The sequence below is a fragment of the Brachybacterium sp. AOP24-D1-21 genome (assembly GCF_052378665.1).
Taxonomy (GTDB): domain Bacteria; phylum Actinomycetota; class Actinomycetes; order Actinomycetales; family Dermabacteraceae; genus Brachybacterium.
On the sequence record NZ_JBQSXX010000001.1, the window covers coordinates 503,025 to 528,762 of the forward strand.

Annotated in this window: 21 protein-coding genes; 5 read left to right on the plus strand and 16 right to left on the minus strand. The window is 71.7% G+C overall.

Translation table 11 applies throughout. From position 1 onward, the window contains the following. Positions 1 to 7: 7 nt before the first annotated feature. Positions 8 to 946, minus strand: coding sequence for an alpha/beta fold hydrolase (locus ACT3UF_RS02415; protein WP_441443136.1), 939 nt, complete (start codon positions 944 to 946; stop codon positions 8 to 10). Positions 947 to 1,184: 238 nt separating this feature from the next. Between ACT3UF_RS02415 and ACT3UF_RS02420 the strand changes: the two genes are divergently transcribed. Then, positions 1,185 to 1,760: a TetR/AcrR family transcriptional regulator gene (locus tag ACT3UF_RS02420; protein ID WP_441443137.1), complete on the plus strand. Its 576-nt coding sequence runs from the start codon at positions 1,185 to 1,187 to the stop codon at positions 1,758 to 1,760. A gap of 164 nt (positions 1,761 to 1,924) precedes the next feature. Here ACT3UF_RS02420 and ACT3UF_RS02425 read toward each other — a convergent pair whose 3' ends face one another. From ACT3UF_RS02425 to ACT3UF_RS02455, 7 genes are all read right to left on the minus strand, one after another. Continuing rightward, the gene (locus ACT3UF_RS02425) at positions 1,925 to 4,423 is read right to left on the minus strand and encodes a pyrophosphatase (protein ID WP_444599155.1); all 2,499 of its coding nucleotides are present in this window, start codon (positions 4,421 to 4,423) and stop codon (positions 1,925 to 1,927) included. Positions 4,424 to 4,531: 108 nt separating this feature from the next. After that, positions 4,532 to 6,583: a thioredoxin-like domain-containing protein gene (locus ACT3UF_RS02430; RefSeq protein WP_441443139.1), complete on the minus strand. Its 2,052-nt coding sequence runs from the start codon at positions 6,581 to 6,583 to the stop codon at positions 4,532 to 4,534. 169 nt (positions 6,584 to 6,752) lie between these two features. Beyond that, the gene (locus ACT3UF_RS02435; RefSeq protein ID WP_441443140.1) at positions 6,753 to 7,436 is read right to left on the minus strand and encodes an HAD family hydrolase; all 684 of its coding nucleotides are present in this window, start codon (positions 7,434 to 7,436) and stop codon (positions 6,753 to 6,755) included. Further along, entirely contained in the window at positions 7,433 to 8,137 is a 705-nt protein-coding gene (locus ACT3UF_RS02440; RefSeq protein ID WP_441443141.1) for an HAD family hydrolase, read from the minus strand. The genes ACT3UF_RS02435 and ACT3UF_RS02440 overlap by 4 nt, the downstream gene beginning before the upstream one ends. 287 nt (positions 8,138 to 8,424) lie before the next feature. After that, complete coding sequence (locus ACT3UF_RS02445; protein ID WP_441443142.1) at positions 8,425 to 9,711, minus strand: O-acetylhomoserine aminocarboxypropyltransferase/cysteine synthase family protein; 1,287 nt, start codon at positions 9,709 to 9,711, stop codon at positions 8,425 to 8,427. A gap of 224 nt (positions 9,712 to 9,935) precedes the next feature. After that, entirely contained in the window at positions 9,936 to 11,627 is a 1,692-nt protein-coding gene (locus tag ACT3UF_RS02450) for an ABC-F family ATP-binding cassette domain-containing protein (protein WP_442332398.1), read from the minus strand. A 122-nt stretch (positions 11,628 to 11,749) separates the two neighbouring features. Beyond that, entirely contained in the window at positions 11,750 to 12,724 is a 975-nt protein-coding gene (locus ACT3UF_RS02455; RefSeq protein ID WP_441443144.1) for an N-acetylmuramic acid 6-phosphate etherase, read from the minus strand. 265 nt (positions 12,725 to 12,989) lie between these two features. Between ACT3UF_RS02455 and ACT3UF_RS02460 the strand changes: the two genes are divergently transcribed. From ACT3UF_RS02460 to ACT3UF_RS02475, 4 genes are all read left to right on the plus strand, one after another. Further along, positions 12,990 to 14,147, plus strand: coding sequence for an N-acetylglucosamine kinase (locus ACT3UF_RS02460; protein ID WP_441443145.1), 1,158 nt, complete (start codon positions 12,990 to 12,992; stop codon positions 14,145 to 14,147). A gap of 31 nt (positions 14,148 to 14,178) precedes the next feature. Further along, positions 14,179 to 14,727: a hypothetical protein gene (locus ACT3UF_RS02465; RefSeq protein ID WP_441443146.1), complete on the plus strand. Its 549-nt coding sequence runs from the start codon at positions 14,179 to 14,181 to the stop codon at positions 14,725 to 14,727. Positions 14,728 to 14,763: 36 nt separating this feature from the next. Next, positions 14,764 to 15,144, plus strand: a complete 381-nt coding sequence (locus tag ACT3UF_RS02470; RefSeq protein WP_442332400.1) for a DUF1345 domain-containing protein — start codon at positions 14,764 to 14,766, stop codon at positions 15,142 to 15,144. A gap of 178 nt (positions 15,145 to 15,322) precedes the next feature. After that, a complete protein-coding gene (locus ACT3UF_RS02475; protein WP_441443148.1) occupies positions 15,323 to 16,750 on the plus strand; it encodes a flavin-containing monooxygenase in 1,428 nt (475 codons plus the stop codon). A 188-nt stretch (positions 16,751 to 16,938) separates the two neighbouring features. Here the strand turns inward: ACT3UF_RS02475 and ACT3UF_RS02480 are convergent, their stop codons facing one another. The 8 genes from ACT3UF_RS02480 to ACT3UF_RS02515 all read right to left on the minus strand — a co-directional run bounded on the left by ACT3UF_RS02480 (position 16,939) and on the right by ACT3UF_RS02515 (position 25,684). Next, positions 16,939 to 18,753 carry a CopD family protein gene (locus ACT3UF_RS02480; RefSeq protein ID WP_441443149.1) on the minus strand — a complete coding sequence of 605 codons (1,815 nt, stop codon included), beginning with the start codon at positions 18,751 to 18,753 and terminating at the stop codon, positions 16,939 to 16,941. Next, positions 18,750 to 19,160, minus strand: coding sequence for a fluoride efflux transporter FluC (locus tag ACT3UF_RS02485; protein ID WP_441443150.1), 411 nt, complete (start codon positions 19,158 to 19,160; stop codon positions 18,750 to 18,752). Before ACT3UF_RS02485 ends, ACT3UF_RS02480 begins: the two co-directional genes overlap by 4 nt. Then, on the minus strand, positions 19,157 to 19,795 hold the full coding sequence (locus tag ACT3UF_RS02490; protein ID WP_444607983.1) for a fluoride efflux transporter FluC: 639 nt from the start codon (positions 19,793 to 19,795) through the stop codon (positions 19,157 to 19,159). Before ACT3UF_RS02490 ends, ACT3UF_RS02485 begins: the two co-directional genes overlap by 4 nt. A 147-nt stretch (positions 19,796 to 19,942) precedes the next feature. Next, a complete protein-coding gene (locus tag ACT3UF_RS02495; protein WP_442332402.1) occupies positions 19,943 to 21,487 on the minus strand; it encodes a dihydrolipoamide acetyltransferase family protein in 1,545 nt (514 codons plus the stop codon). A gap of 33 nt (positions 21,488 to 21,520) precedes the next feature. Beyond that, on the minus strand, positions 21,521 to 22,504 hold the full coding sequence (locus ACT3UF_RS02500) for an alpha-ketoacid dehydrogenase subunit beta (RefSeq protein WP_444502364.1): 984 nt from the start codon (positions 22,502 to 22,504) through the stop codon (positions 21,521 to 21,523). After that, entirely contained in the window at positions 22,501 to 23,640 is a 1,140-nt protein-coding gene (locus ACT3UF_RS02505) for a thiamine pyrophosphate-dependent dehydrogenase E1 component subunit alpha (RefSeq protein ID WP_441443203.1), read from the minus strand. Before ACT3UF_RS02505 ends, ACT3UF_RS02500 begins: the two co-directional genes overlap by 4 nt. A 139-nt stretch (positions 23,641 to 23,779) precedes the next feature. After that, complete coding sequence (locus ACT3UF_RS02510) at positions 23,780 to 25,357, minus strand: glycoside hydrolase family 3 N-terminal domain-containing protein (RefSeq protein WP_444502363.1); 1,578 nt, start codon at positions 25,355 to 25,357, stop codon at positions 23,780 to 23,782. Positions 25,358 to 25,480: 123 nt separating this feature from the next. Then, on the minus strand, positions 25,481 to 25,684 hold the full coding sequence (locus tag ACT3UF_RS02515) for a hypothetical protein (protein WP_441443155.1): 204 nt from the start codon (positions 25,682 to 25,684) through the stop codon (positions 25,481 to 25,483). Between the last annotated feature and the right edge of the window lie 54 nt (positions 25,685 to 25,738).

The window sequence follows — 25,738 nt, forward strand, 5'->3', positions numbered from 1 at the left end:
GCGGAGCTCAGCGGGCCGGCAGATGCTCCTGGATCCAGCTGATCAGCTGGTCCCGCACCTCGTCGCGGATCGGCGGCTCGTTGTGGATCTCGTGGCGGTATCCCGGCCATACCCGCACCATCACGTCCTCCACGCCCGCCTCGCGCAGCTTCCGGCCGACCTCCTCCGGACCCGCCCCGAAGCCGCCGACGGGGTCATCCTCCCCCGCGAGCACCGCCACCGGCAGGTCCGTGGGGACGCTGGAGTACCAGGCATCGGGGGTCACCTCGCGGTACAGGCCCACGAAGTTCCGCAGGAACCGCAGGGTCATCACCGCCTGGAAGTTGTTCAGCGGGTCGCTGGCGTGGTCGGCCACGACGCCGCGGTCCGCGGCTACCCAGTCCGTGGGTCCCTGGACGTCGTCGTAGCGATCGAGGAAGCCCTCGAACAGGGTGGGGAGGAAGGCGCCCGCGGGGGCGTCGCCTCCGTCCCGTGCGATCGCCGCATCGATCTCTGCGAGCGCCACGGCCTCGAAGGACGGCTGCGCGGCGGCGATCCCTCCGAGGAGGAGGCCCGCGAGCTCCTCGCCGTGCTGCGCGGCATAGCCGCGCGCGATGATTGAGCCCCAGGAGTGCCCGAACAGCACTAGCGGGAGGTCGGGGTGGAGCTCCCGGACCTTCTGAGTCAGGGCCCATTCGTCGGCGATGACGCCGTCGGGATCGGCCGTGCCCGAATCCTGCCAGTGCCCGCTCAGAGCGGCGGTGCGACCATGCCCCATATGGTCATCAGCGGCGACCACGAAGCCCGCGTCCAGGAACGCGGAGATCAGACGCAGATAGCGACGCGAGTGCTCGCCCAGGCCGTGCACGATCTGCACGATCGCCCGCGGCTGCGGCGGGGAGTAGATCCAGGCTTGGATCCGATCCTGACCGGATGTGGACTCGAACTCGAACTCATGCAGGGCCATCGTCACTCCTTCGTGGGGGTCTGGGTGCGCACACCCTACTCGCGTGCGTCACTATGCCTCCAGGTCAGCGCCGTACCTTCAAGTCAGCGCCGTCGCCACCTCCTCCTGGGGTCAGGCCTTGCCCGAGCCCGGTGAGCAGGAGCCTCCCGCACGGAGAGCACGGACAGCGCGGAAACCCGCACGTCGGCGCATCGCCGCCCGGGTTATGTCGATCTTCGCGGAAGTGTAAGAATGCGGCATGCCCAAGATCATCGGAGGATCCCTCGAGGAGCATCGCGAGCGCACGCGGGAGAAGATCTTCGCCGCGCTCGCCGAGCTGCTCGAGACGCAGTCGTTCGAGTCGGTCACCTTCTCCCGCATTGCGTCCGCGGCCGGCGTGGGGCGCACGGCGATGTACAACCACTTCCCCGACCGCGAGACCCTCCTGGTCGAGTACGCGATCCATGAGACGACGGACTACATCGCCCAGCTGCGTGCCGGGGTGAGCGATTCCGCCACCCCCCGCGATGCCGCGATCGCCTACGTGCACACCCAGCTGGACCTCAACATCTCCTTCCATGTCCCGCAGACCTCCGGCGGCGCGAGCCTCACCCCGGAGACGGCCGCGCGCATGCGCGACCACGTGGTGCTGATCGAGGACGTGCTGCGCACGATCGTCACCGACGGCGTGGCCGGTGGTGACTTCGCAGCTGATCTCGATGTGGACGCGACCGTGCGCATCATCAACGGTCTACTGGTGGGCTCCTCCGCCAAGCGCTACTCCCGTGAGGCGCTCGAAGGCTTCGTCCTGCGAGGCCTGGGCGTCGAGGCCTGACACCGGCGCCGACGCCGACGCCGCGACGCAGACAACCGAAACGCCCCGTTCGAACCGCAGCTGCGGATCAAACGGGGCGCTTCGCTGTCTGAGGCCGGCGGGGCCGTCTGAGCCCGACTACGCGGTCTGGACCCGGCGGGGCCGTCTGGGCCCTGCGGGGACGTTCAGTCCTCGTCCTCCTCGTCGGACTCCTCTGCGGCCCTCGCCTCGGCGCGGCGCTTCTTGCGCTGGGCGCGGGTCGGCTTCTGAGCAGGCACCGGGACCTGCTCGACGTTCTCATCGTCGGCCCCCCAGTCCATCGCATCCAGACCCCCGTCCGCAGTCTCCTCGGCCCGGGCGAACAGCGGCCGGGAGATCTCTCCCTCACCATCTTCGAGATCCACCTCGGGGGCCGTCGCGGCCACCACCCAGCAGACCAGCACGATGACGAGGGCGAGCACGGCGATGCCCCAGCGCAGGAAGGCGCTGGTGCCGTCGGTGGTCATGCCCACCACGGCGCTGACGGACAGCGCCGCCAGCAGCGAGGTGGTCAGCAGCAGCGGGAGCGCGACGGAGCCGACGGCGGCGCGCAGGATGCCGGTCAGCACCGTGCCGCCCAGGGCGCCGGAGTGGCCCCAGGAGCCGCGACCGCCATAGCGGCCCGAGCCGATCACGGCCGCGGCGTTCTCGAGGGTCGAGGCGGAGCCGAGCAGCCACAGGCCCAGGCCTGTCGCCGTGAGCACCACCCCGATCACCAGTCCGGGCAGAGCCCCCGGTCCCAGACCGAACCCGGCCACGATCGGCATCAGCACGACCAGCACCACGGACGGCACGGCGGCGCGGCGCACCATCTCCGAGAGCTCGACCAGCTCGGCGCGGGCACGGCCCTCGAGCATCGAGGCGCGGGTCTCGACCACGGCATTCGCACCGAGGCGGCGGGCGCCGTCGAGCAGGGAGGCGGTCACCAGCAGCACGGTGATCACGCCGAGCCCCACCCCGCCGAGCACGGTCAGGGAGGTGGGACCGACGGCGTGCAGGGCACGGTCCTCCCAGACGGTCGCGGCGCGGGGTGCGAGCTGCAGGGCGCTGCCCAGCGGGCCCAGCACGGGCAGGGCGGTGAGGGCGCCTGCCAGCAGCAGCGCCGCGCGCGGACCGGTCGCGGCACCGGCACCGGCGTTGGCCAGCCCGGCGTCGATCTCCGGGCCCTCGGTCAGAGTGGACGCCAGGAGGGAGCCCGCATGGGCCGCCACCACGATCAGGGCGCCGATCCCGGAATACGCCAGCAGCGCGAGCGCGAGGGCGGGCACCCCGGCGGAGAGCACGGCGATGACCGTGGTGATCAGGACCAGCAGGGCCACGACTCCGGCCGCGGTGAGCGCGGTCGAGCCGAGCCCGGCGGTGAGGCCGAGCGCCCCGCCGGTGCGGGCGGTGCGGGCGGCGCGCAGCACGGTCCCGCCGAAGCGGTGCCCGGTGCCGCCCAGCAGCGCCACCGTGCCCAGCGCGGTGAGGGCGCCGAGGCCGAGGGCGATCGCGACCACCACGTTGGGGGTGATCGAGTAGAGCGTGAGGGTGTCCAGGAAGGCGCTCGCGTACTGCGACTCATCGGTGCTGGTCAGCCACTGGCCCATGTCAGTCAGCGCGCCCTCGATCTGCGGCTCGAGCTGCTCGCGCGGGGTGGGGGTGCCGCCGGTGATCGCCGGGTCCGTGAAGTTCTCGAGGCCCACGTCCTCGAAGCGGAGGTCCTTGTAGAGGGACGGGATCCACAGCGCAGCGGCGGCGACTGCTCCGGCGGCGCCGAGCACTGCCGGGATCAGCCCGCCCAGACGGAGCGCTCCGCGCTCATGGCCGGTGCTGCCGACGTGGGGCATCACTGCGGCGACGGCAGCGGCCAGCAGTGCCGCTCCGAGCCCCAGCAGCACCACGATGAATCCTTCCGCCGCGAAGACGGGGATCCCCAGCAGCACTCCGACCGCGGCGACCGCTGTGGCCACGGCGACCAGATCGGCGCTGAGTCCACCTCCGCGGCGGAACATGCGGGCGCTGCGCAGGTGCGGACCGCCCAGGTTCTGCGGGTCTTCCGCGTCCAGCTCGTGCTCGTCGGTTCCCACGAGGAGCCCGGCGGAGGAGGCGGCCGCCTCGATGGGTGCCCCGCAGACCCGGATCGCCAGGGCGGAGATCGCAGCGCCTGCGGCCAGGGCCATCAGCGCCGGTCCGGCGGTCGTCTGCAGGAACCACACGATGATGACGATCGGGATGATCGCGACGGCCAGCGCCCCGGTGACGGCGAGCGCCCCCAGCCGGGAGATCATCGCGGCGCGTCGTTCGGCGGCGATGCCGAGGGCGGCCAGCTGGATGGCGATGCCGCGCCAGGCCGCGAGCGGTCCGAGGGCGACGCCCACCAGCAGCAGCGCGGAGCGCAGGATCCGGTCATCGGTCGTGCCGGGAGCGAGGTACAGCAGCACCGCGACCGGCAGGCCGATCCACAGCATCAGCGAGCCGGCGGAGAGCAGCTGCGCGCCGAGGCGATGGCCGAGTGCGTCGTCGACCTGGTCGCTGTCCTCATCTCGACGCATCCGGCTGGGGACGACGGCCCCCGCGACGAGGGCGGCGAGGGCGAGCACGCCGAGCGCCAGGAGGGTCCAGGCGAGATCGTCGCCCAGGGGGAATTGCGTGATCAGATCCACGGGTGAGCTTCCGACGACGGGGCTCGGCAGGCCGAGCAGGTCAACGCACCGGAGCGGGGCTCCGGCGGACGAGAATAGCGGAGGGCGGCGGCCGGGGCCTGGACCGACTCAGTCCAGCAGCGAGAGATCGAGATGATCCGGTCCGCCTTCGACGACTCGGATCGGGACTCCCCAGTCCTGCTGATGCATGTGGCAGGCCGGGAACTCGACCGCCGGATCTGCATCGCAGGAGGCGGCCCGGGCGCTGACGTGCAGCACTCCCTCGGTGTAGGCGGGATCGAGCTCGAGCGTGCGCTCGAGGGCGGTGTCCACCCCGGCACCTGCGGTGAGCATCGAGGACGGGGTGGTCGAGATGGTCACCTGAGTCGAGGGGCCCAGGGAGTCATCGAGCTTGTGGCCCGGCGGCGGGGTGAACAGCACTCGCACGGTGAGCGGGCCCGGTCCCACCTCGGTGACCGGCCGTTCGGAGCGCTGAGCGCCCTGGTCGATCATCCGTTCGGCAGCCTTCGCCACAGGCACCCAGGTGATGCGGTGGGTGCCGGACTCGACGACGATCAGCTGACCGATGCCGTCCACCGGCGGGCCGACGATCGCGTCCGACGGCTCCTTGAGGTCGGTGGCGACCGTGACCACGTGCGCGGTCCCGCCGCCATCCCCGGCCCCGTTCCCCCCGGCAGCGGTGCCCCCAGCAGCGGTGCCTGTGCCCGAGGCGCCCGGAAGGTCCGCGATCCCGACCATGCCGCTGAGGGCGGTGATGCCGCCCGTGGTGGCGTGGTCGCCGTCGGCCGACGGCTCCTCGATGATCCGGATCGCGCCGTTGTAGGTGTCGCTGACCGCGATGCGGCCATCGGGCAGTGCCGTCACCCCGAGCGGGTGCTGGAACCGCGCGACGTCCGCGGCGCCGTCCACATGCCCGAAGTCGAACAGCCCGTGCCCCACGAGGGTGCTGACCTGCATCGTGCGCGGGTCCAGGATGCGCACGGCGGAGGTCTCGGAGTCGGCGATCACGATGCGGCCGTCGGGCAGCTCGTCGAGCCCGGAGGGCTGGGCCCACCAGGAGGTCACGGCCGGACCGTCCACCAGGCCCTCCTGGGTGGTGCCGGCGAGCACCATGAGCGCACCGGTGACCGGGTCGAAAGTCCACAGCTGGTGGATGCCGGCCATCGCGATGACCGCCCGGTTCAGCACATGCGACCAGGTCAGGTCCCACGGCGTGGACAGTGAATAGGTGCGTGCATCCCCCTCGCCCCGGGGCAGCGGCTCGCCCTGCATCCACTGCGCACCGGTGCCGGCGACGGTGGTCACCTCGGTCGCGGTGCGCGAGCGCAGCAGGCGGTCCTGGCCGACCTTCACCCCGCGCAGGCGGTGATTCACCGTATCGGCGATCAGCAGGTCATAGCCGACCTCGGCGGCGATCTCGTCAGGGAGCGCGAGGACGCCGTTGGGCTCGGCGAACTGTGCGATCTCGGCGTCACCGTCGGCGTGGCCGCGGGTCCCGGTCCCGATGATCGCGTCGACCGTCGTGCCGTCGTTCTGGAAGACCACCAGCCGGTGCTGGCCGGCATCGGAGACCACCAGGCGCCCGTCCGGCAGGACCGAGAGCTTCGAGGGGAAGCGGAGGGTCTGGGGGGTGCGCTCGGTGAGCACGGTGGGGGCCGGGCCGCGACGCAGCGAGCCGTCGGCCTCTCCCTCGGCGACCAGCTGCTCGACGAGCTGGTCGAGGTTCGCGGCATGCCCCTCACCGGAGAGGTTGCCGGCGATGCGGCCATGGGTGTCCAGCACCATCAGGGTGGGCCAGGCGCGGGCCCCGTAGGCGCTCCAGGTCTCCAGCTCCGGGTCATCGATGACCGGGTGGGTGACCTCGTAGCGCTCGATGTTGGCGGCCAGTGCCTCAGGGTCCTTCTCGAACTCGAACTTCGGCGAGTGCACCCCGATGACCACGAGCTCCTGCTCCCACTTCTCTTCCAGAGGGCGCAGCTCGTCGAGCACATGCAGGCAGTTCACGCAGCAGAAGGTCCAGAAGTCCAGCAGGACGATCTTCCCCCGCAGCGCTTCGAGGTCGAGCTCCGCACCTCCCGTGTTCAGCCAGCCGCGGCCGCGCAGGGCGGAGCCGTGGGCGCGGGCGGTCAGGGGCGCAGAAGGATCGGACGCTGTGCTCATGGGGACCAGTGAACACCGGATCGGCGTCGCAGGTCGAACTCGGGTGACATGCGCGGACATCCGGGCCGCTCTCCCGCGTGCCCGCTCCTGCTGACGACCACGCTGACGACCACGCTGACGATCACGTCGTTCCCACGCCCTGCGAGACGGCCGGAACGGCTCCTTCAGCTCACCAGCTGCGGATCCAGGCCGCGAGGTCGGGGTCGGTCAGCGAGGTCAGCGCCAGATCCGCGGGCGGGGCGTCATAGCCGGGAGCCGGGACCGCGATCAGGCGCAGACCTGCATCGCGCGCGGCCTGCGCCCCGGTCCCCGAGTCCTCGAAGGCGAGCACGTCCGACGGCCCGATGCCGAGGGCACGGGCCGCGGCGGCGTACATGTCCGGAGCGGGCTTGGCGTTCTCGACGGTGTCCGAGGCCTCGAGCACCGCGAACTTCTCGCGCAGCCCGCCGAGGGTCAGCTTGTCCTCCAACGCGGCCAGCCACGAGTTCGAGGCGCATCCCAGCGGCACCTTCTCCCCCGCCAGGCGCAGGATCTCCTCGGCGCCCGCCACGGTGCGGATCCCGGCGGAGAGCTCACGCTCGAACTCGCGGTGGAGATCCGCGAGGACCTCCTGCTCGTCGTGGCCGGAGCGGCGTGAGATCAGCTCGGCGGCAGCCTCGATGGTGGAGCCGTGCAGCACGTCCTCGTCGCCGGCCTGGAGCTGGGCGTCGTGTGCCGCGACGACCAGGTCCTCGGTGCGCTGCCAGACCGATTCGGTGTCCAGCAGCAGTCCGTCGCAGTCGAAGACGACGGCGCGCGGGGTCCAGTCCCCGAATGCCTCCGCGAAACGGGCCGGCACCTCCGCCCCGCTCATCGCCGCAGCTCCCAGCCGGCGATCCAGCCGCTCAGCACCGGGTCGGCCATGGATGCCAGTCGGCGCGGCGCGCGCGGCTCCTGGCCGAGGATCGACGGCACCGCGATCAGCTGCAGGCCGGCCGCCAGCGCGGCCTCCGCACCGGTCTCGGAATCCTCGAAGCCGAGGCAGTCGACGGGGTCGACGCCGAGCGCACGGGCCGCGGCGAGATACATGTCCGGAGCAGGCTTGGGCTCTGCGACGTCGTCGATCGCGATCGAGGTGTCGATGACGTCGGCGATCCCGAGACCGTCGAGCTTGGCGTCGAGCAGATCGCGCGGGGAGTTCGAGGCGACGGCGACCGGGCGCACCGCGGCCATCGCACGCAGCGCCTCGAGCGCACCGGGCAGCGGAGTGAGCCGGTCCCCGACGTGCTCGCGGTGCGCGGAGATCAGCTCCTCGCCGACCAGGAGCGGGTCCTTGTCCACGACGTCCGCGATGGTGAGCACGACCAGCTCGGCGGCGCGGCCGGTGATCGCGCGGCGGGTCTCCGGGTCGAGGGCCGCGCCGTGCCGGGCGAGGTAGTCGTCCTGCAGCGCGACCCACTGGCTCTCGGTGTCCACCAGCAGCCCATCGCAGTCGAAGATCACTCCGCTCGGCGACCAGCGCGGGGGCCACTGGTCCAGCGGGGAGGAAAGAAGTGCAACAGGCTCGAGGGTCATGCCGACCAGGGTATCCACCCATCCTGCACGGCGGTCGAACCGCTCACGCCAGCTGCTCCCGACCAGGCTCCTCCTCACCAGGCTCCTCCCTCACGGTCGCGCAGCATCTCCCCCGCTCCTGACGACCATCCCTCCCCCGCTCCCGACAAGCATCCCCTCTGAACTGTCGCTTCGAGGTGCGCGAGCGACAGCTCAGAGGGGATGGAGGTAGGACCGGCGCCTCACGCGGCGAGGGGCGTGCGCCAGACGACGTGGGCGCGCGTCAGACGACGCGGCACGGGCGCGGGTCAGGCTGCGGCGGCGAGGCCCTGCTCGATGTCGGCGAGGATGTCGTCGATGTGCTCGATGCCCACGCTCAGGCGCACGAAACCGGGCTCGATCCCGGCCGCCCGCTGCTCCTGCTCGGAGAGCTGCGAGTGAGTGGTCGAGGCGGGGTGGATCACCAGCGAGCGCACGTCACCGATGTTCGCGACGTGGGAGTGGAGGGTGAGGGCGTCGACGAAGCGCTTGCCGGCCTCGAGCCCGCCGGGCAGGACGAAGCCGAGCACGCTGCCCGCGCCGCGCGGCAGGTACTTGTCGGCGGTCGCCTTGTAGGGGGACGAGTCCAGGGACGCCCAGGTCACCGGGCCCACGCGATCATCACCTTCAAGGAAGGCGGCGACCTTGTGCGTGTTCTCGAGGTGACGCTCCATGCGCAGGGGCAGCGTCTCCAGACCCTGCCCGATCAGGAAGGCGTTGAACGGGGATACGGCCGGGCCCAGGTCACGCAGCAGATTGGTGCGGGCACGGGTCGCGAACGCGGCCGGCAGGCCGGCGAAGACGAGGCCGTTGTAGGACTCGTCGGGCTCGTTGAACTGGGGGTACTTCTCCGCGTGGGCGGCGAAGTCGAAGCTGTCGCCGTCCACGATCACGCCGGCGATCGAGGTGCCGTGGCCGCCGAGGAACTTGGTCGCCGAGTGCACGACGACATCCGCGCCGTGCTCGAGCGGACGCAGCAGGAAGGGGGTCGCGACGGTGTTGTCCACGATCAGCGGCACCCCGACCTCGTGGGCGACGTCCGCGATCGCGCGCAGGTCCGGGATGTCCTGCTTGGGGTTGGGGATCGACTCGACGAAGAACGCGCGGGTGGTGTCATCCGCGGCGGCGCGCCAGGACTCGGGATCGGTCGGGTCGGCCACCCACTGCGCGGTGATGCCGAGCCGCTTCAGAGTGTGCTTGAAGAGGTTGAACGAGCCGCCGTACAGGCTCGGGGAGACGGCGATGGAGTCGCCGGTGCCGGCGAGGTTCAGGATCGACAGGGTGATCGCGCTCTGCCCGGAGGCGAGCAGCAGCCCGGCCGCGCCACCCTCGAGTGCGGCGATGCGATCCTCGACCGCGCCCTGGGTGGGGTTGTTGATGCGTGAGTAGATGTGGCCGGCCTCGGCGAGTGCGAAGCGGTCCGCGGCAGATTCTGCCGAGGGGAACACGAAGCTCGTGGTCTGGTGGATCGGCAGGGCGCGGGAGCCGGCGTCCGAGTCGGGAGACTGGCCGGCGTGGATGGTCAGGGTCTCGAACTTCTGCGTCTGCTGTGTCATGGCGGTGCTCCTCCTGGGACGGGTGATGGGCGCAGCCTGGCCCGGCAGATGGTTCCGTGCCGAGGAAGATGAACGCGTGTGACATCGCCCCGTCGCTGCCCGACGGAGCCGAGCCGCTGGCGCAGAACGCAGGACCAGAACGCAGGGCGCAGAGCGCAGAACGCAGGACCCAGGACCCAGGACCCAGGACCCAGGACCTAGAGCCCAGGACCCAGGACCCAGGGTCAGGCTCCGAGCTCGAGCCGCTCTCCCTGCCAGCGGCTGCGCAGCCAGCGGTCGTGGGAGGCGATCAGCAGGGTGCCGTCCCAGTCCTCGAGTGCCGCCTCGAGCCGGGTCACGGTGATCAGAGCGAGATGGTTGGTGGGCTCGTCGAGGACCAGCAGCTCTGGCGGGTCCAGAAGCACCGCGGCGAGCATCACCCGTCGCAGCTGGCCGCGGGAGAGCAGCTCGAGCGGCCGGTCGAGGTCACGAGGATGGACCAGTCCGAACAGTTCGGGGACTGCATCGTCGGCCGTCGCATCCAGCCCTGCGGCCGCGTGCAGATGCTGCCGGACGCTGCGACCCGGAATGGCCTCGTCGTCCTGACCGAGGTGCCCGATCCGCAGGCCCCGGGGCCTGTCCACGGTGCCACCGGTGGGGGCGAGCCGGCCGGCGATGACGTCGAGCAGCGTGGACTTCCCGCTCCCGTTCGCGCCGGTGATCAGCAGCCGCTCCCCCACCGACAGACTGAAGGAGGTGGGGGCGAGGCGGCGGGCGACCTCGACCTCGCTGACCGCGAGCTGCACCGTCCCGCTCTGCGCGCGGCCGGTGGCCTCGGGGAGGTGGGTGAGGTGCAGTTCGGCGGCGGGCTTGCGCACCTGGCTCTCCTCGAGCTGGGCGAGGCGTGCCCGCGATTCCCGGAGCCGGCGGGAGACGACGGTGGCGTTGCGGTCCTCGTAGAACCGCTTCGCCATCTTTCCCTCGGTGCGCGGCGCGGCACCTACGTGTCCGACGGTCTCGGAGTCCTTCACCTCCTGGCGCAGCGCCTTCAGCTCCTCCTGCTCGGTGCGATAGCGATGCTCCCAGCGGTCGCGCGCCTCGAAGCGGGCCAGCAGGTAGTCGCTGAAGCCCCCGGTGTAGACGGTGAGCCCGCCGGGCTCGTCCGCGACCGGCGATTCCGCGGGGTCCAGGTCGAGCTGTGCAGCGGTGGCGTCGTCGAGGAAGGCGCGGTCGTGGCTCGCGATCAGGACCGGTCCGGGGTGCGCGGCGATCGCGCTGGCCAGGAAGGCGGCGCCGTCGTCGTCGAGGTGGTTGGTGGGCTCGTCGAGCAGCCAGGTGGTGGGGCGGGCGATGAGCAGATGGGCGAGCGCCAGGCGCTCCCGCTGGCCGCCGCTGATCCTGCTGATCTCGGTGCTGGGCGCCACCGGGTCCAGGCCCAGGCCGCTCAGCACCTCCTCGGCGCGCCGGTCAGCGTTCCAGACGTCCGCGAGGGTCGCCTCCGCGAGCAGGGCGTCGTATCGGAGCACAGCGTGCGCGGCGAGCTCTCCCCCGTCGGCGGCGAGCGCCTCTCCGGCGGCGACCAGCTCCAGTTCGAGGCGGCGGGAACGCTCGAGGGCATCGGCGACCACGTCGTGCACGGTCGCCGCAGGGCCGAAGGGGAGCTCCTGATGGAGCACGCGGACAGGCCCGGGGGCAATCCTCGTGCCCGCATCGGGGGCGAGCTCTCCGGAGAGGATCCGCAGCAGGGTGGACTTCCCGCTGCCGTTCTCGCCGAGCAGGCCGGTGGGTCGGCCGGCGGGCACCACCAGGCTCACATCGGTGAGGACGCGGCGATCCGGGAAGGAGAAGGAGATCCCGTCGGCCCGCAGATGGAGGGCGGGGTCGCCGGTGGCGGTCGCCATGGCGGAGGGGAAGGGCGTGGTGGGGTGCGCAGGCATGGAGCAGCTCCTCGACGGGGAGGGTCGGTGGACGACGGAGGCTGATCACAGGCGCATGGGAGCACCGTAGACATCCCTTGCGCGGAGGTCCAGGGAATTCTCTGCGCGGCACCCCGCCGCGATCAGCTCCGCTCGTCGAGCGCGGCCACGGCGGAGCGGATCCCGGCCGGATCACCGGCGCGGCGGGCATCGCGCGGGAAACGCTCGAGCACCTCCGCGGCGGCGGCCGGCTCGGCGCCTGCCAGCAGCGCGACCAGTGCCACCCGCACGCTGCCGGCGGCGGCCTCGAGCACCTCGGCGGCGTGCTGCGGCGTAGCCCCGCTGGCCTGCACCAGCATCCGCACCGTGCGCGCCACGAGCTTCGCGTTGGTGGGCCGCACGTCGATCATCAGGTTCCCGAAGGTGGTGCCGAGCCGGACCATGGTCGCGGTGGACAGGGCGTTCAGGGTGAGCTTCTGGGCCGTGCCCGCTTTCATCCGGGTGGAGCCGGTGACGACCTCTGGGCCGACGTCCAGCAGGATCGGGTGATCGGCGAGGGGGGCGAGCGAGGCCTGGGGGTTCGCCGAGATCAGGGCAGTGGGCATCCCGGCGGCGCGTGCCGCCTCCAGTGCGCCGCCGACGAACGGGGTGCGACCGCTCGCGGCCAGGCCGATCACCACATCCCCGGCACGGCATTCGGTGCGCACCAGCTCCGCTCCTGCCTCGGCCGAATCCTCGGCGCCCTCGACCGCGGTGAGGAAGGCGCCGTCGCCGCCTGCCAGATGTGCGGTGATCATCGACGCATCGGCGTTGAAGGTGGGGGCGAGCTCGACGGCATCCAGGACAGCGAGCCGCCCGGAGGTGCCGGCACCGAGGTAGTGGACGGTGCCGCCTGCGGTGATCGCCGCGACGCAGGTTTCGACCAGGGCGGCGATCTGCGCGGCCTGCGCCTGGACTGCCGCGGCGACCGTCGCCTCCTCGGCGAGGATCACGTCGACCATGCCGCGGGCATCGAGCACATCGAGCTCGGAGCTCGCGGGGTTGCGCTCCTCGGTCGGGGAGGCGAGGTCGACGAGGCGGACGTCGAGGAGGCTCGGGTCCGGCTGGGGGGTGCTCACGTCGGTCTCCTGTGGATCGGGGCTGGATGTCAGTGCTGGAAATCCGGGCTGGACGTCAGAGCCAGATGTCGGGGCTGGATGTCGGGGCTGGATGTCAGGGCTGGAGTTGGGGCTGGATGTCCGGGCCAGATGTCGGTGGGGCGATGCCGCTGGACCTTCATCGGTCCTCGGGGCGTCGCTCACCGTGCTGCGGACCAGGGTAGCGAGATGTCGGCGCTCTCCCGTGCGGCCCGCCTACCATGTGAGGTCCAGACGAGGGGAACCGATGAATACGTCCGACGCTGAGCCGGCCTTTGAGCTGCCCACCGTGCCGTCCACCAAGCCGGTCATCGCGCCGTCGGTCGAGCCGGTCGATCGGCCGCCGACGGACGACGTCGCCGCGGCGCAGGCCGGTCACGGCGACATGCTCCCGACGAGGTCCGAGGCTCCGTCGCTGCTGATCGCGGGAGACATCGGCGGGACCAGCTCCCGAGTGGTGCTCGCGCAGAGGGACGGGTCCGTGGTCGCGGAGGCCGAGGGGCCGGGGGCGAACCTTCGTTCTTCGGGAGTCGAGGCCCTGGACAACTTGGTCGAGACGGTCCGCGAGGTCCTGTCCCGGGGGCGCGGGGAGCTGGAGCAGGGCGTCCAGGGACATGACGGTCTGGGACAGGCCGACGGGGTCGCCGCGGTGGCGCTCGGCATCTCCGGTGCAGGGCCGGCTCGGGCACTGGAGGTGCGCAGAGCGGTCGGCGAGCGCCTGACCCAGCTCGGCATCGATCCGGCCCGGGTCCTGATCACGGATGACCTGCACACCGGCTTCCTCGCCGGCGGCGTGGGCGATGACGGGCTGCTGGTGCTGGCCGGGACCGGCGCGGTCGCGGTCCGTTTCCAGGACCGGGAGGCGGTGGCCCGTCGCGACGGGATGGGGTGGCTGCTGGGCGACATCGGCTCCGCGGTCTGGCTGGGGCGCCGCACGCTCGAGGCGGTCGCCGCGGACATCGACGGCCGCGGACCGCGGACTCTGCTGACCGAGGAGGTCGGTGAGCTCCTGGCTCTGGATCTGCGGGAGGGGCTGCTGCCCCCGTCGGCCACCGGCGATCCCCGCCAGGACCTGATCCGTGCCCTCGATGAGCAGCTCCCGGCGGGTGCGCCCGCGGCGCTCGGACGCTTCGCCCGCCTGCCCGGACGGGTCGCGACCGATCCGGTGGCCCGCGAGATCCTCGAGGTCGCGATCGGCCATGTGCTCGAGACCGTGCAGGCGCTGGATCCGCAGGGCGAGCTGCCGGTGGTGCTCGCCGGGTCGGTGCTGGCAGGCCCGGGGCCGATCCGCGAGGCCGTCGAAGCCGGGCTGCGAGCGGAGGGGCGTTCCTTCCGCACCGCCGCTACCGGGTTGCCCGGGGCGCTGCTCCTGGCCCGGGAGCTGGCCGGAGAGCTGCAGTCATGACCGACTCCCCCACCGAGAACAGCCCGAGACCGTGGCTGACCAGCCCGACCACACGGCCGAACAGGCCCTCCAGCCCGACGACACGACCGAACAGACCCACCAGTCCGACGGTGCGGCCGAGCAGACTCACCAAGCCGACGACGGTGCGATCGAACAGACTCGCCAAGCCGACGACGGTGCGGCCGAGCAGTCGCCGAGCGAGCAGTCCCGGAGTGCGGCCGACCGTCCGGTGGTGAGGGAGCGGGTGCGTCCTGCGCGCCGCCGACGGCTCCCTCGGCACCGCCGTTCACTGCGCCGCCGCCTGCTCTCGGAGAACCTGCGGCTGCTGGCATCGAGCGTGCTCTCCCTGGGGATCGGTGCCGTCATCGTGGTGCCACTGGCCTCGTCGCTCCGTGGGGCGGAGACCGCCGAGGTGCAGCTGCCGCTGTTCCTCATGCTGCTGATCATCACTGTGTCGCTGTACTCGCTGACCTTCGCGGGACTGACCCTGTGGGTGCTCACTGCTCAGCCGCACCATCGCCTGGTCGCGGCCGCGCGGCTGCCCCGGGCACGGCGCCACGTGCGCTTCTACCGGTGGTAGATGGGCCGTTCGAGCTCTTTCAGCGAGGTGATGCAGATGCTGCTGATCGCAGTGCTCGCGGCGCTGCTGCTGATCGTCCCTCCGGCGGGGATACCGATCGCCGCGCTGCTCGCGCTGACGGCAGGTGCCGTGGTGACGGCCTGGATCGGTGCGGTGATGACCTTCGCGGTCGAATACGCCGCCGAGGACTCCCACGCCACCGCCTTCTCCCTCCCGGGGACCACCGGCAAGGACCGGGGCATCGCCGAGTACGTGTACGGGGCGGTGCTGATCCAGGCGTCCTCCGGCGCCGGGGACCTCACGCCGCTGACCGCCTCGGCCCGTCGCCTGGTGCGGAACCACGTGATCCTCGCGCACGTCACCAGCACCATCATCGTCACGCTCGGTGTCTCTGCGGTGGTCACCGCGGTGACCTGAGCCGCGGACTGCTCGTCGGCGCCCGCGGTGACGTCCCGTCGATCACGCTCGCGCCGTTGCGGCATCCCGCGGCGGGCTCGGCGATTAGGATGGCCAGCGTCCGCCCGCTGCTGAGCCGGGTGTCCGGAATCCGCACCGGGCACCGCGCGCCGCCCGACTCGGAAGAAGGCTCCTCTCGATGCCCGATCTCCACGACCAGATCCCCACCCGCGAGAAGGTGCTGATCATCGGCGCCGGCCCCGCCGGTCTCGCCGCCGCCGCAGCGCTGAAGGCGCTCGAGGTGCCCTTCGACCTGGTGGACCGTGCCAAGCACGTCGGCGGGATCTGGGACCCGGAGCGCGAGGACTCCCCGGTGTGGCCCACGATGGAGATGATCTCCTCGCGCGAGCACACCCAGTACGAGGACATGCTGCAGCCGGTCTCCTTCCCGGAGTTCCTCTCACCCACCCAGATGTCGAAGTACCTGCGCGCCTACGCCGCCCGGCACGACCTCACCGAGCATTTCCGACCCCGCACCGCGGTGCGCTCCGCCCGCCCCTTCGAGGAGGGGGTGTGGCAGGTGGAGCTGTCCACTGGCGAGATCGGGATCTACCGCGCGGTGATCTCGGCACACGGCATCTCCGAGCGTCCCCACCGTCCCGACTGGGCGCAGACCGTCCCGGCGACGGTGCGGGTGATCCACTCCAAGGACTGGAACGGGGCCGACGGGCTCGAGGGCCAGCGGGTGCTGGTGGTCGGCTCGGGCCAGTCCGCCGCCGATATCGCGGTCGACGCCGCCCGGCGCGCCCTCGAGGTGCGCTGGTCGATGCGCACCGGCCACTGGGTGGTGCCGCGCCGCATCGCCGGGACCCCCGGTGACGTGGCCGCCTCCCGCGAGCCCGCCGCGCTCGGAGGGCTCAACGCGAAGATTGCCGAGACGCTGATCCGCCGTACCGTCGGCGACCCCGCCTCCATGGGCCTGCCCGCCCCGGTGGCGCCCCTGCTCGAGGATGCTGTGATCGTCTCCGACGATGTGCTGGACCGGGTGCGTGAAGGGCGGATCACCCCTGCCGGGGAAGTCACCGGGATCGATGCCGAGGGCATCGTCACCCATCTCGGCACCGGATCCCATGCCGGGCATCAGAGCTTCGCCCCGGATCTGATCGTGCTCGCCACCGGATACGAGTCCGGTGCCGATCATCTCCCCCAGGACGTGGTGCCGCGCACCGCCGACGGCGACCTCGATCTGTTCCTGGGCGCCTTCGCCCGTGGCCGCGACGACCTGGTGATCCTGGGCCAGCAGCGAGTTGCGGGTGGGGTGCTGCCGATCCTGGTCGAGCAGGCCGATATCGCCGCATACATGATGGCTGCGACCCGCGACGGCTCCTCGTCCTCTGCGGTCGAGCAGTTCCGTCGCCTGCGCGCCGGTGCCGAATCCGCGGTCCCGGTCACCCACCCGCGCGCCGGGAGCGGGCTGCTGGGCCGGCTCGGCAGCGTGGTCGGCGCGAACCGCGTCACGATCCGCAGCGCAGCCTCGACGCACGAGACCGGCGAGAAGCTGGTTCCGGCAGCGGACCGCGACACCCTGCTGGCGCGGCTGAGGTCAGTGCGGGGCCTGTTCGCCTGATCTCGACCTCGCCAGGCCCGTCGGCCCACTGGACCGACGGGCCTGTCATGCATCACGGCCGTCAGGCAGCAGCGCGGTCACGCAGCAGGACCGTCATGCAGCACGCCCGTCGGGCAGCGGGGCCGTCGGGCCATCGCTCTCCAGGGCCCGGCTGCCGCCAGGCCGTCACGAGGCTCGCCGACGCCGCCTCAGGCGGCAGGATCTGAGCGGCGCCGACGCGGCACCATCACGATCACCGCGGCGACCGCCACCACCACCAGCACCGCGATGCCCGCGCGCTGCTGATCCGCGAGCGCATCAGCCCACCAGGTGCGGCCCGTGGCTCCGAACCAGCTCGCCGCCAGCAATGAGTCGGTCAGCAGCAGCGCGACCCCGGTGCCGAGACCCAGCAGCAGCGGAGCCCCGCGCAGCAGCAGGCGCTGCCAGGGCCGAACCGTGACGGGCACAGCCCGGACGGCGAGCGCGGTGAGCACTCCTCCGGCCAGTGCCAGCATCTGCAGCGCCAGATGCGCGGCATGCCCGTCCAGCGCGAGCCGGAGGAACGGGCTGACGTAGCCGAGGATCAGCAGCAACGGGCCGGCCAGGGCCAGCAGCATCCCCACCCACCAGCGGTCCTCGACCAGTGCCCGCAGACGCTGCGGAACGGCCCCGACGCTGCCCAGCAGCGTCCCGGCCAGAACCATCAGCAGCACATGCTGCAGCACGTGGGCGGAGACCAGCACCTTGCCATAGACGTTCAACGGTCCGCTGGTCATCAGCACCAGCACCATTGCGCCCAGCAGCAGGCGGAGGCTCTGTGTGCGCGGACGACGGGGCGCCCGGGGCCGCCACCACACCAGCGCCAGCGCGCAGGCCAGCGCCATCCCGAAGGGATCAGGCCGCCAGGCGGTGAGCACGCTGGACACCTCCGGCATCGCCGGCAGCGGGTAGCCGGTGAGCACCCCGGCGGTGCCCCCGGGCGGAGTCCCCGCCTCGGCGGGTGGTGGGGAGGAGCTCATCGCGGCGGCGAGTGCCACAGCGAGTCCCATCAGTGCGAGCTCTAGCACGGCGAGGCGCCGGTAGGTGGCTCGTGCGTGCTTGCCCGCATCCTTCGAGACGGCGCCCCGGGCAGCATCCGGGGCTGTGCCGAAGCCCTCGGCGATCTGTCGGCGCTGCAGGACCCCAAGGCCGCCGAGCAGGAGCAGCAGGACGGCCTTGGCGACCCCCAGCTGCACATACGGGCTGGTGAGGATCTCCCCGGGATGGTTCATCCTCACCGCGAGCGCCCACACCCCGCTCAGGGCGAGCGCCACCCAGCAGATGAGCGCCAGGTGCGAGTAGCCGCGCACCACGGCCCCGTCATCGCGTCCGCGGTCCGGGAGGAGCTGCAGCACGGCCAGCCCTCCCAGCCAGATCCCTACAGCGAGCAGGTGGATGAGCATGGTCGAGGTGCCCACCTCGTGGGTCTCGTCGCCGGCTGCGTGGCCCGTCATCGCAGCGCAGAAGGAGATCAGTCCGGCCAGCACCGCGACCGTGCGTGCGATGCGGACGGAGCTGCCGAGCACCGCGACGGTGGTGGTGGCCGCGGCGACAACCAGAGCCGTCAGCAGCCAGATCCCCAGATCGGTGGCGACGAAGACACCGAGATCGGACCCGAAGCGCGGCGAGCCGACGGGCTGCCCGGTCGCGACCGCATAGGAGAAGGCGAGGGAGGCTCCCCGGGCGAGGGTGGTGATCGCGGCGGCCACTCCCACCACGATCAGCACCCGGGCACGGTCCGCCTCATCACGCAGCAGCCAGCCGGCGATCACCGCACCGCCGAGGGTGAGGGCTGCGGCGAGGTCGGCGAGAGTCGCCGCGACCGGTGCGCCGTGGCGGGCGATCGGCCCGGCATCCAGCAGCACCAGGTTGCCGCCGCCCGCAGCATCGGCGGCGAGCACCGACAACCCGGCGAGCAGGGCGAAGACGGCCCCGAGGATCACGATCAGCATGGGCCGCGAACGCTGCGCGACAGACGTGCTCATGACGCGATCACCAACCCCAGCCACAGCGCCGCCATCCCGCCGCCGGCGCTCAGCATCAGATAGGCCAGGGCCAGGGAGAAGGTGGTGTGGCGCACCAGCTCGACGATGTCGAAGGCCGCGGTGGAGAGGGTGGACAGGCCGCCGCAGAAACCGACCGCCAGCAGCAGGTAGACGAACTCGCCGGTCCCTGTCGCGGAGCCGAACCTCGCCACCACGATCCCGATCAAGAAGCATGCGATGAGATTGGCGCCGAAGGTGGACCAGGGGCGCAGCCGCTCGCTGCCGCCAGCGGAGCGCGCTGCGGCCACGGCCGTGATGAGCTCTCGCAGACCCCACCGTGCGACGGCCCCGAGTCCGCTGCCGATCCCCACCAGCAGCGCGGCCAGCAGATACATCCCCGCGCTCATGCCCGGCCCTCCGCATCAGCATCGCGAGGGGCGACATCACGGGGCCCAGCATCACGGGCCGCTGCATCACGGGACTCAACATCACGGAGCGAGGCTTCACGAGGTGCGGCGAAGCGCCGACCGAGGATCAGTCCCACGATCAGGCCGCCGAGGCACAGCAGCACCGTCGCCGCCCCGTAGGCGAGGGCCAGCAGCGGGAAGTCGGCGCCGATCATCGCCGACCCTTCGAGCACCACGGCAGAGAAGGTCGTGAAGCCCCCGCACAGGCCGGTGCCCAGCAGCGGCTGCATCCAGGACCTCCCCGACCGCACCTCGAGCGCGCCGTTGAGCCCGCCGAGCGCGAGGCAGCCGAGCAGATTCACCCAGAACGTCGCCCAGGGCACCTCGACCAGCGTGGGAGTGGTGACCGTCGTGGCTAACGCCGACAGTGCGAATCGCAGCATTCCTCCGAGCGCACCACCTGCCGCGACCAGCAGCGCGGTCTGCCACCAGGTCAGTGGAGCGCGAACCGGCCCGGAGCCCAGCGTCTCGGAATCGATGACGTCCTCGAGGTGCACGGCGGCCATCTCGACCGTGTGCATCCTCGGGTCATCGCGACGCGGGGTGCGGGGCGCGGGAGAGGGGCTCGAGGTCACCGACACAGCGTACCGACGACTGCGCCGCCGCTGACCGCTCCCGCCGCCGAGGCGCTCAACCCCACACCTTCAGGTCGAGCTCCTCCCGCCGCGCCTCCGCCGCCGACTCGCACGCTCGCTGACGACTCCAGCTGCACAGTTCGTCGCTCAACCCCACACAAGCCCCAGGGAGGGGTCCTCCAGCACTGCGGAGACGTCGCGGAGCAGCTCCGCGCCCAGGGCGCCGTCTATCAGGCGGTGGTCGAAGCTGAGTGACAGCGTGGCGACCTGGCGCGGCACGATCTGCCCGTCCACCACCCATGCCTTCTCCTTGATCGCGCCCACCCCGAGGATCGCGGACTCCCCCGGGTTCAGGATCGGGGTGCCGGAGTCGATGTCGAACACGCCGTAGTTGGTGACCGTGATGGTGCCGTCGCGGGTGTCGCGCAGCGAGGTGCGGCCGGCGCGAGCGGTGCGAGCGAGCTCGCTGATGCCCTCGGCCAGCTCCCGCAGGGTCATCAGATGCGCGTCCTTGAGGTTCGGCACGATCAGTCCGCGGGGCGTCGCCGCAGCGATGCCGAGGTTCACGTAGTGCTTGTAGACGATCTCCTGGGCGGCCTCGTCCCAGGAAGCATTGACCTCGGGGTTGCGACGGATCGCGACCAGCAGCGCCTTCGCGATCACGGCGAGGGGGCTGATCTTGACGTCGGCCCACTCGCGGGAGGCGCGCAGCTGGGTGACGATCTGCACTGCGTGGGTCATGTCGATCTCGTTGAAGACCGTCACATGGGGTGCGGTGAAGGCCGAGGCCACCATCGCCTCCGCCGTGCGCTTGCGCACCGAGCGGATCGGCACCCGCGTGGTGCGATCGTCGCTCGTGACACCCGAGAACGGCTGGTCGCGCGTGGACTTCATCGCGCCGCCGAGACCTTCCGGGGCCTGCGGGGACTCCTCGGGGAAGTAGTCTCCGTCGGTCTCGCCGCCATATGAGCGCTGCTGCGCGTTCAGCACGTCCTGGCGGGTGACGGTCCCCTCGGGCCCGGTGGCGAGCACCTCGTGCAGCGCGACGCCGAGATCACGGGCGAGCTTGCGCACGGGCGGCTTGGCCAGGATGCGGCCGATCGGCACCTGCTGGCCGTCATCGGACTGGGCCGGTTCGGCGAGCCGGCGCCGGCGGCGCTGCGGGGCGGCCTGTGCGCCATAGCCGACCAGGTTCTTCGGCTCCTCCGTCGCAGCGGCTGACGCAGCAGAGGAGGCGGACGTGGACTGCGCGGCGAGCTCCTCGGCCGACGGGTCCGCCTCGGGCTGTGCAGAGTTCGACTGCACGGAGTTCGACTGCGCGGAGTTCGACTGCGCAGAGCTTCGCTGCGCGGCGGCGGGCTGAGCCTCATCACCGGGCTGCGGCGCAGCAGCGGGCGCCGCGCCGCCGGCGGTGTCGACCTGGATCAGCCCGGCACCCACTGGCACCTCGTCGCCGACCTTGACGAGGATCGCGACGACGGTGCCGGCGACATGGGTGGACAGCTCGACGGCGCTCTTGGCGGTCTCGACCTCGACCACCGCGGCGTTGATCTCGACGCGATCGCCCACGGCGACCTTGATCTCCAGGATCTCGGCCTCGGTGAGGCCTTCCCCGGGGTCGTTGAGCGGGATCGTCACGATCGAGCTCGCGCTGGAAGTTCCGGCGGAGCCTGCAGAGGTGGCGGCATTCATGGTCGTGATCCTTTCACGCGCGAGGCGCTTCCGTCAGTGCTCGAGCAGGCGGTCCACGCCGTCGAGCACCCGGTCGAGGTCGGGAAGGTAGGCATGCTCCATCCGCGAGGGCGGGTAGGGCAGGTGGTAGCCGCCGACGCGGAGCACCGGGGCTTCGAGGTGGTAGAAGCACTCCTCGGAGATCCGGGCCGCGATCTCCCCGCCGAGGCCGCCGAGCACCGGGGCCTCGTGGGTGATCAGCAGGCGGCCGGTGCGCTTCACCGAGGCGACGATGGTCGGGTAGTCGATGGGTGCCAGCGAGCGGGCGTCGATGACCTCCAGGTCGATGCCGTCGTCGGCGGCGGCCTCCGCGCTCTCGAGCGCCAGCGGCATGCTCGGTCCCCAGGCCAGCAGCGTGGCGTCGGTTCCGGGTCGCACCACCGCAGCCTCCCACGGGGACAGCTCAGGACGGTGGTCGGGATCCACATCGCCCTTGACCCAGTACCGCTTCTTGGGCTCGAAGATGATGACCGGGTCCTCGCACTCGATGGCCTGGCGGGTCATCCAGTAGGCGTCCTGCGCGGTCGCAGGAGCCAGGATCCGCAGGCCCGCGGTGTGCGCGAACAGCGCCTCCGGGCTCTCGGAGTGATGCTCGATCGCACCGATCCCGCCTCCGTGGGGGATCCGGATCACGATCGGCATGTGCACCGCACCGGCGGTGCGGTTGTGCATCTTCGCGACCTGGGTGGTGATCTGGTTGAAGGCGGGGAACACGAAGCCGTCGAACTGGATCTCGACCACGGGCCGGTAGCCGCGCACGGCCAGGCCCACAGAGGTGCCCACGATGCCGGCCTCGGCAAGCGGAGTGTCCACCACGCGCTGGGAGCCGAATTCGGCGTGCAGGCCGTCGGTGACTCGGAAGACGCCGCCGAGCACGCCGATGTCCTCGCCCATCAGCAGGACCTTGTCGTCCGCGGCCATCGCGTCGCGCAGCCCGGCGGTGATCGCCTTCGCGATCGGGAGGTTGGTGCTGCTCATGCGTGCGTCCCGTTCTGCTCGTCGCTCTCGTCGGCGGCGTCGTTCTCGTCTTCGAACTGGGCGACGTACTCGAGGTACTGCTCCCGTTCGGCCTCGACGATCGGATGGGGCTCGGCGTAGGCATGGGTGAACATGCCCACCGGGTCCGGGTCCGCCATGCCGTGGATGTGGTGGTGCAGCTGCATGGCGAGGTCGTGCGCCTCCTCCTCGCAGCGAGCGATGTACGCCTCGTCGATCTCGCCGATCTGCTCGAGGTGGCGGCGCAGGCGCAGGATCGGATCCTTCTCGGCCCATTCCTCCTCCTCGGAGGAGGGGCGGTAGCGGGAGGCGTCATCGCTGGTGGTGTGGGAGGCCATGCGGTAGGTGAGGGCTTCGACGAACACGGGGCCCTTACCCGCCCGTGCGGAGTCCAGTGCGATGCGCACGGCGCCGAGCACGGCGAGCACGTCGTTGCCGTCCACTCGCACCGAGGGGATCCCCCATCCGCGGGAGCGCTGGGCGAGCGGGACCCGGGACTGCACCGAGGTGGGCACGGAGATCGCCCACTGGTTGTTCTGGGTGTAGAACACGACCGGCGCCTGGAAGGAGGCGGCGAAGGTGAAGGCCTCCGAGACCTCTCCCTCGCTCGAGGCGCCGTCGCCGAACAGGGCGAGGACGGCGGTGTCGGTCTCCGGCTGGCCGGTGCCCACCACCCCATCGCGCTGCAGCCCCATCGCATAGCCGACGGCGTGCGGGGCCTGCGAGCCGAGCACGATCATGTAGGGGTGGGTGCGCAGCTCATTGGGGTCCCAACCGCCGTGGCTGACCCCGCGGAAGGACTCCAGCAGGCGCCAGGGTTCGATCCCGCGCGCCCAGGCGATGCCGTGCTCACGGTAGGTGGGCACCAGGTAGTCCTGCTCGCGGGAGGCGTGGCCGGCACCGATCTGGGCTGCTTCCTGGCCGAGCGCGCTGGCCCACAGCCCTAGCTGTCCCTGGCGCTGCAGGCTGGTCGCCTCGACATCCGCCGCGCGGATCATCACCATGTCGCGGTAGTAGCCGCGCAGTCGCTCGGGGGTGGCCAGGCCGCTCTCCTCGAGCACGGCGTCGAGCTCGTCGTGCGGGGTGCGGGTGCCGTCGGCCGCGAGGAGCTGGACCATCGGCTCCTCAGCCGCGACATCAGGGATCGTGGAACGGAAGACACTCACCCGGGTAGCGTAACTTACGGAACCGTAAGGTCAAGGGAGCCGCCTCCGGTTCGGCGCGCTTCTCGCCCGTGCAGCGCCCCTCCATGCAGCATCATCGCGGTCCGCCGAGCATCAGGTCGACCGCGGCGCGCATCATGGTGCGGCCGCCGCCGTGGGCGAGCACGAGGCGGCGGTGGTCCGGGGCGGCATCGGGCACTCCGGTGTGGACCACGATCGCCTCGGGGTTCCGGGCGAGCAGGGCGGCCAGGCGCTGCCCCTCCTCGGGGTCGCTGCGCGGCAGCCGGGTGATCACGAGCAGCTGGGCGGCGGCGCTCTGCAGGCCCTTCTGGCCGACCTGGCCGGGCGGGCCGGGATAGTCGGGCGGGCCGGGATAGTCGGGCGGGCCGGGCTGGTCGGGATAGTCGGGCTCTGCGGCCTGCACCCCGCGCTCGCGGAGCGCGTCGACGAGCTGCTGGGAGCGGGCGCCGGAGGCGTGCTGGGAACGGACGCGCAGGTCGACCACCATGGCGGGGTCCAGCGTGAGGGAGGCGTGGCGGGCCCGGACCGCGCGGGCTGCCGCCTCGGCGCCGAGGAGCTCGGCGCGACGCAGCGCATCCTCGAGCGCCGGGGCGGGCACGAAACGGCGCCGGACGCGCAGGGAGTGCAGGCGGGAGCGGGTGCGCGCGGCCCGGGCGCGCAGCGTCTCCCGGGGGAGCCGGCCGCTGTCGATCGCGTCCAGCAGGGCGTCGTGGGCCTCACGGAGCATCAGTTGGTCATCACGGCGCAGAGAGGTGCCCAGGCACAGCAGGTCCGCGCCGGCCTCGACCGCCCGCACCACGGACTCGCCGTAGCCGGGATCCGTGGCGACAGCCGCCATGTCCAGTGCGTCGGTGATCACGAGGCCCTGGTAGGTGCCGCCCACAGCTTGGTCCAGCAGCGGCCGCGACCAGGGGGAGATCGAGGCGGGGCCGACTCCATAGGCGGGGACCAGCACATGCGCGGTCATGATGCTGTCGAGCCAGGGCGCGATCCCCCAGGGGGCGAGGTGCTCGCGCTCGAACTGTCGGGCATCGAGATCGATCAGCGGCAGGGCGGTGTGGGAGTCGGTGGCGGTGGCGCCGTGGCCGGGGAAGTGCTTGGCGCAGGTGCCGAGCCCCGCCTCCATCAGCCCGGTCGCGAAGGCCTTGGCATGGGCGGCGACCCGGTCGGGATCATCGCCGAAGGCGCGGGTGCCGATCACCGGGTTCGCCGGGTCGGTGGAGACGTCCAGCACGGGAGCGAGGTCGAGGTCCAGGTCGCAGGCGGCGAGCAGGTCCCCGAGCGCCTTGCCGACCTCCCGGGTCAGCTCGATGTCGTCCACCTCCCCGAGCGCCCAGGCGGTCGGGAGGGAGGAGCCGGTGAGCGCCTGGAGGCGGGTGACGTCCCCGCCCTCCTCGTCGATCGCGACCACACACTCCTCGGCACGCTCGTGCACTGCACGGGCGAGGCGCCCGGCAGTGCCGGCGTCAGGGGTGTTGTGGCCGAACAGGATCACCGAGATCAGGCCCGCATCCAGCGCCGCACCTATCCATTGCGGCAGCGTCGTGCCAGTGAAGGGCGCCATCAGCACGCCAAGCGCGTCGGGATCCCAGGCGCCGACATCCACGGTGCCGAGATCCGCGACGTCGGCATCCCACGAGGCACGTTCCATGCCTCAGCCTTTCACAGCGCCGGCGGTCATGCCCTGGGCGAGGTTGCGCTGGACCAGCACGAAGAAGATCACGACCGGCAGGGTGATGATGGACGGTCTACTTCGAGCTGTCCTGTATGAAGGTCAGCGCGAGGATGAACTCGTTCCGCACACCTCCGCATCCCACCTCCGAAGGACGCCTGGCCAGGTGATCTGGTGGCGTGAGAGGTCGAGGTCCCACCGGTACTTCCCGAGAGCGTCGGTGAGGGCCTCGTCGAGCGCCTCCTGGCGCTCCAGGGCGTAGAGAATCGTGTGCTGGGCTGCCTTGCGGAAATCGGGAGAGATCATGCCCTGAACTCTAGGGTCCCGCGGGCCGGGAACTCCAGGGTGCGGGCGGGCCGA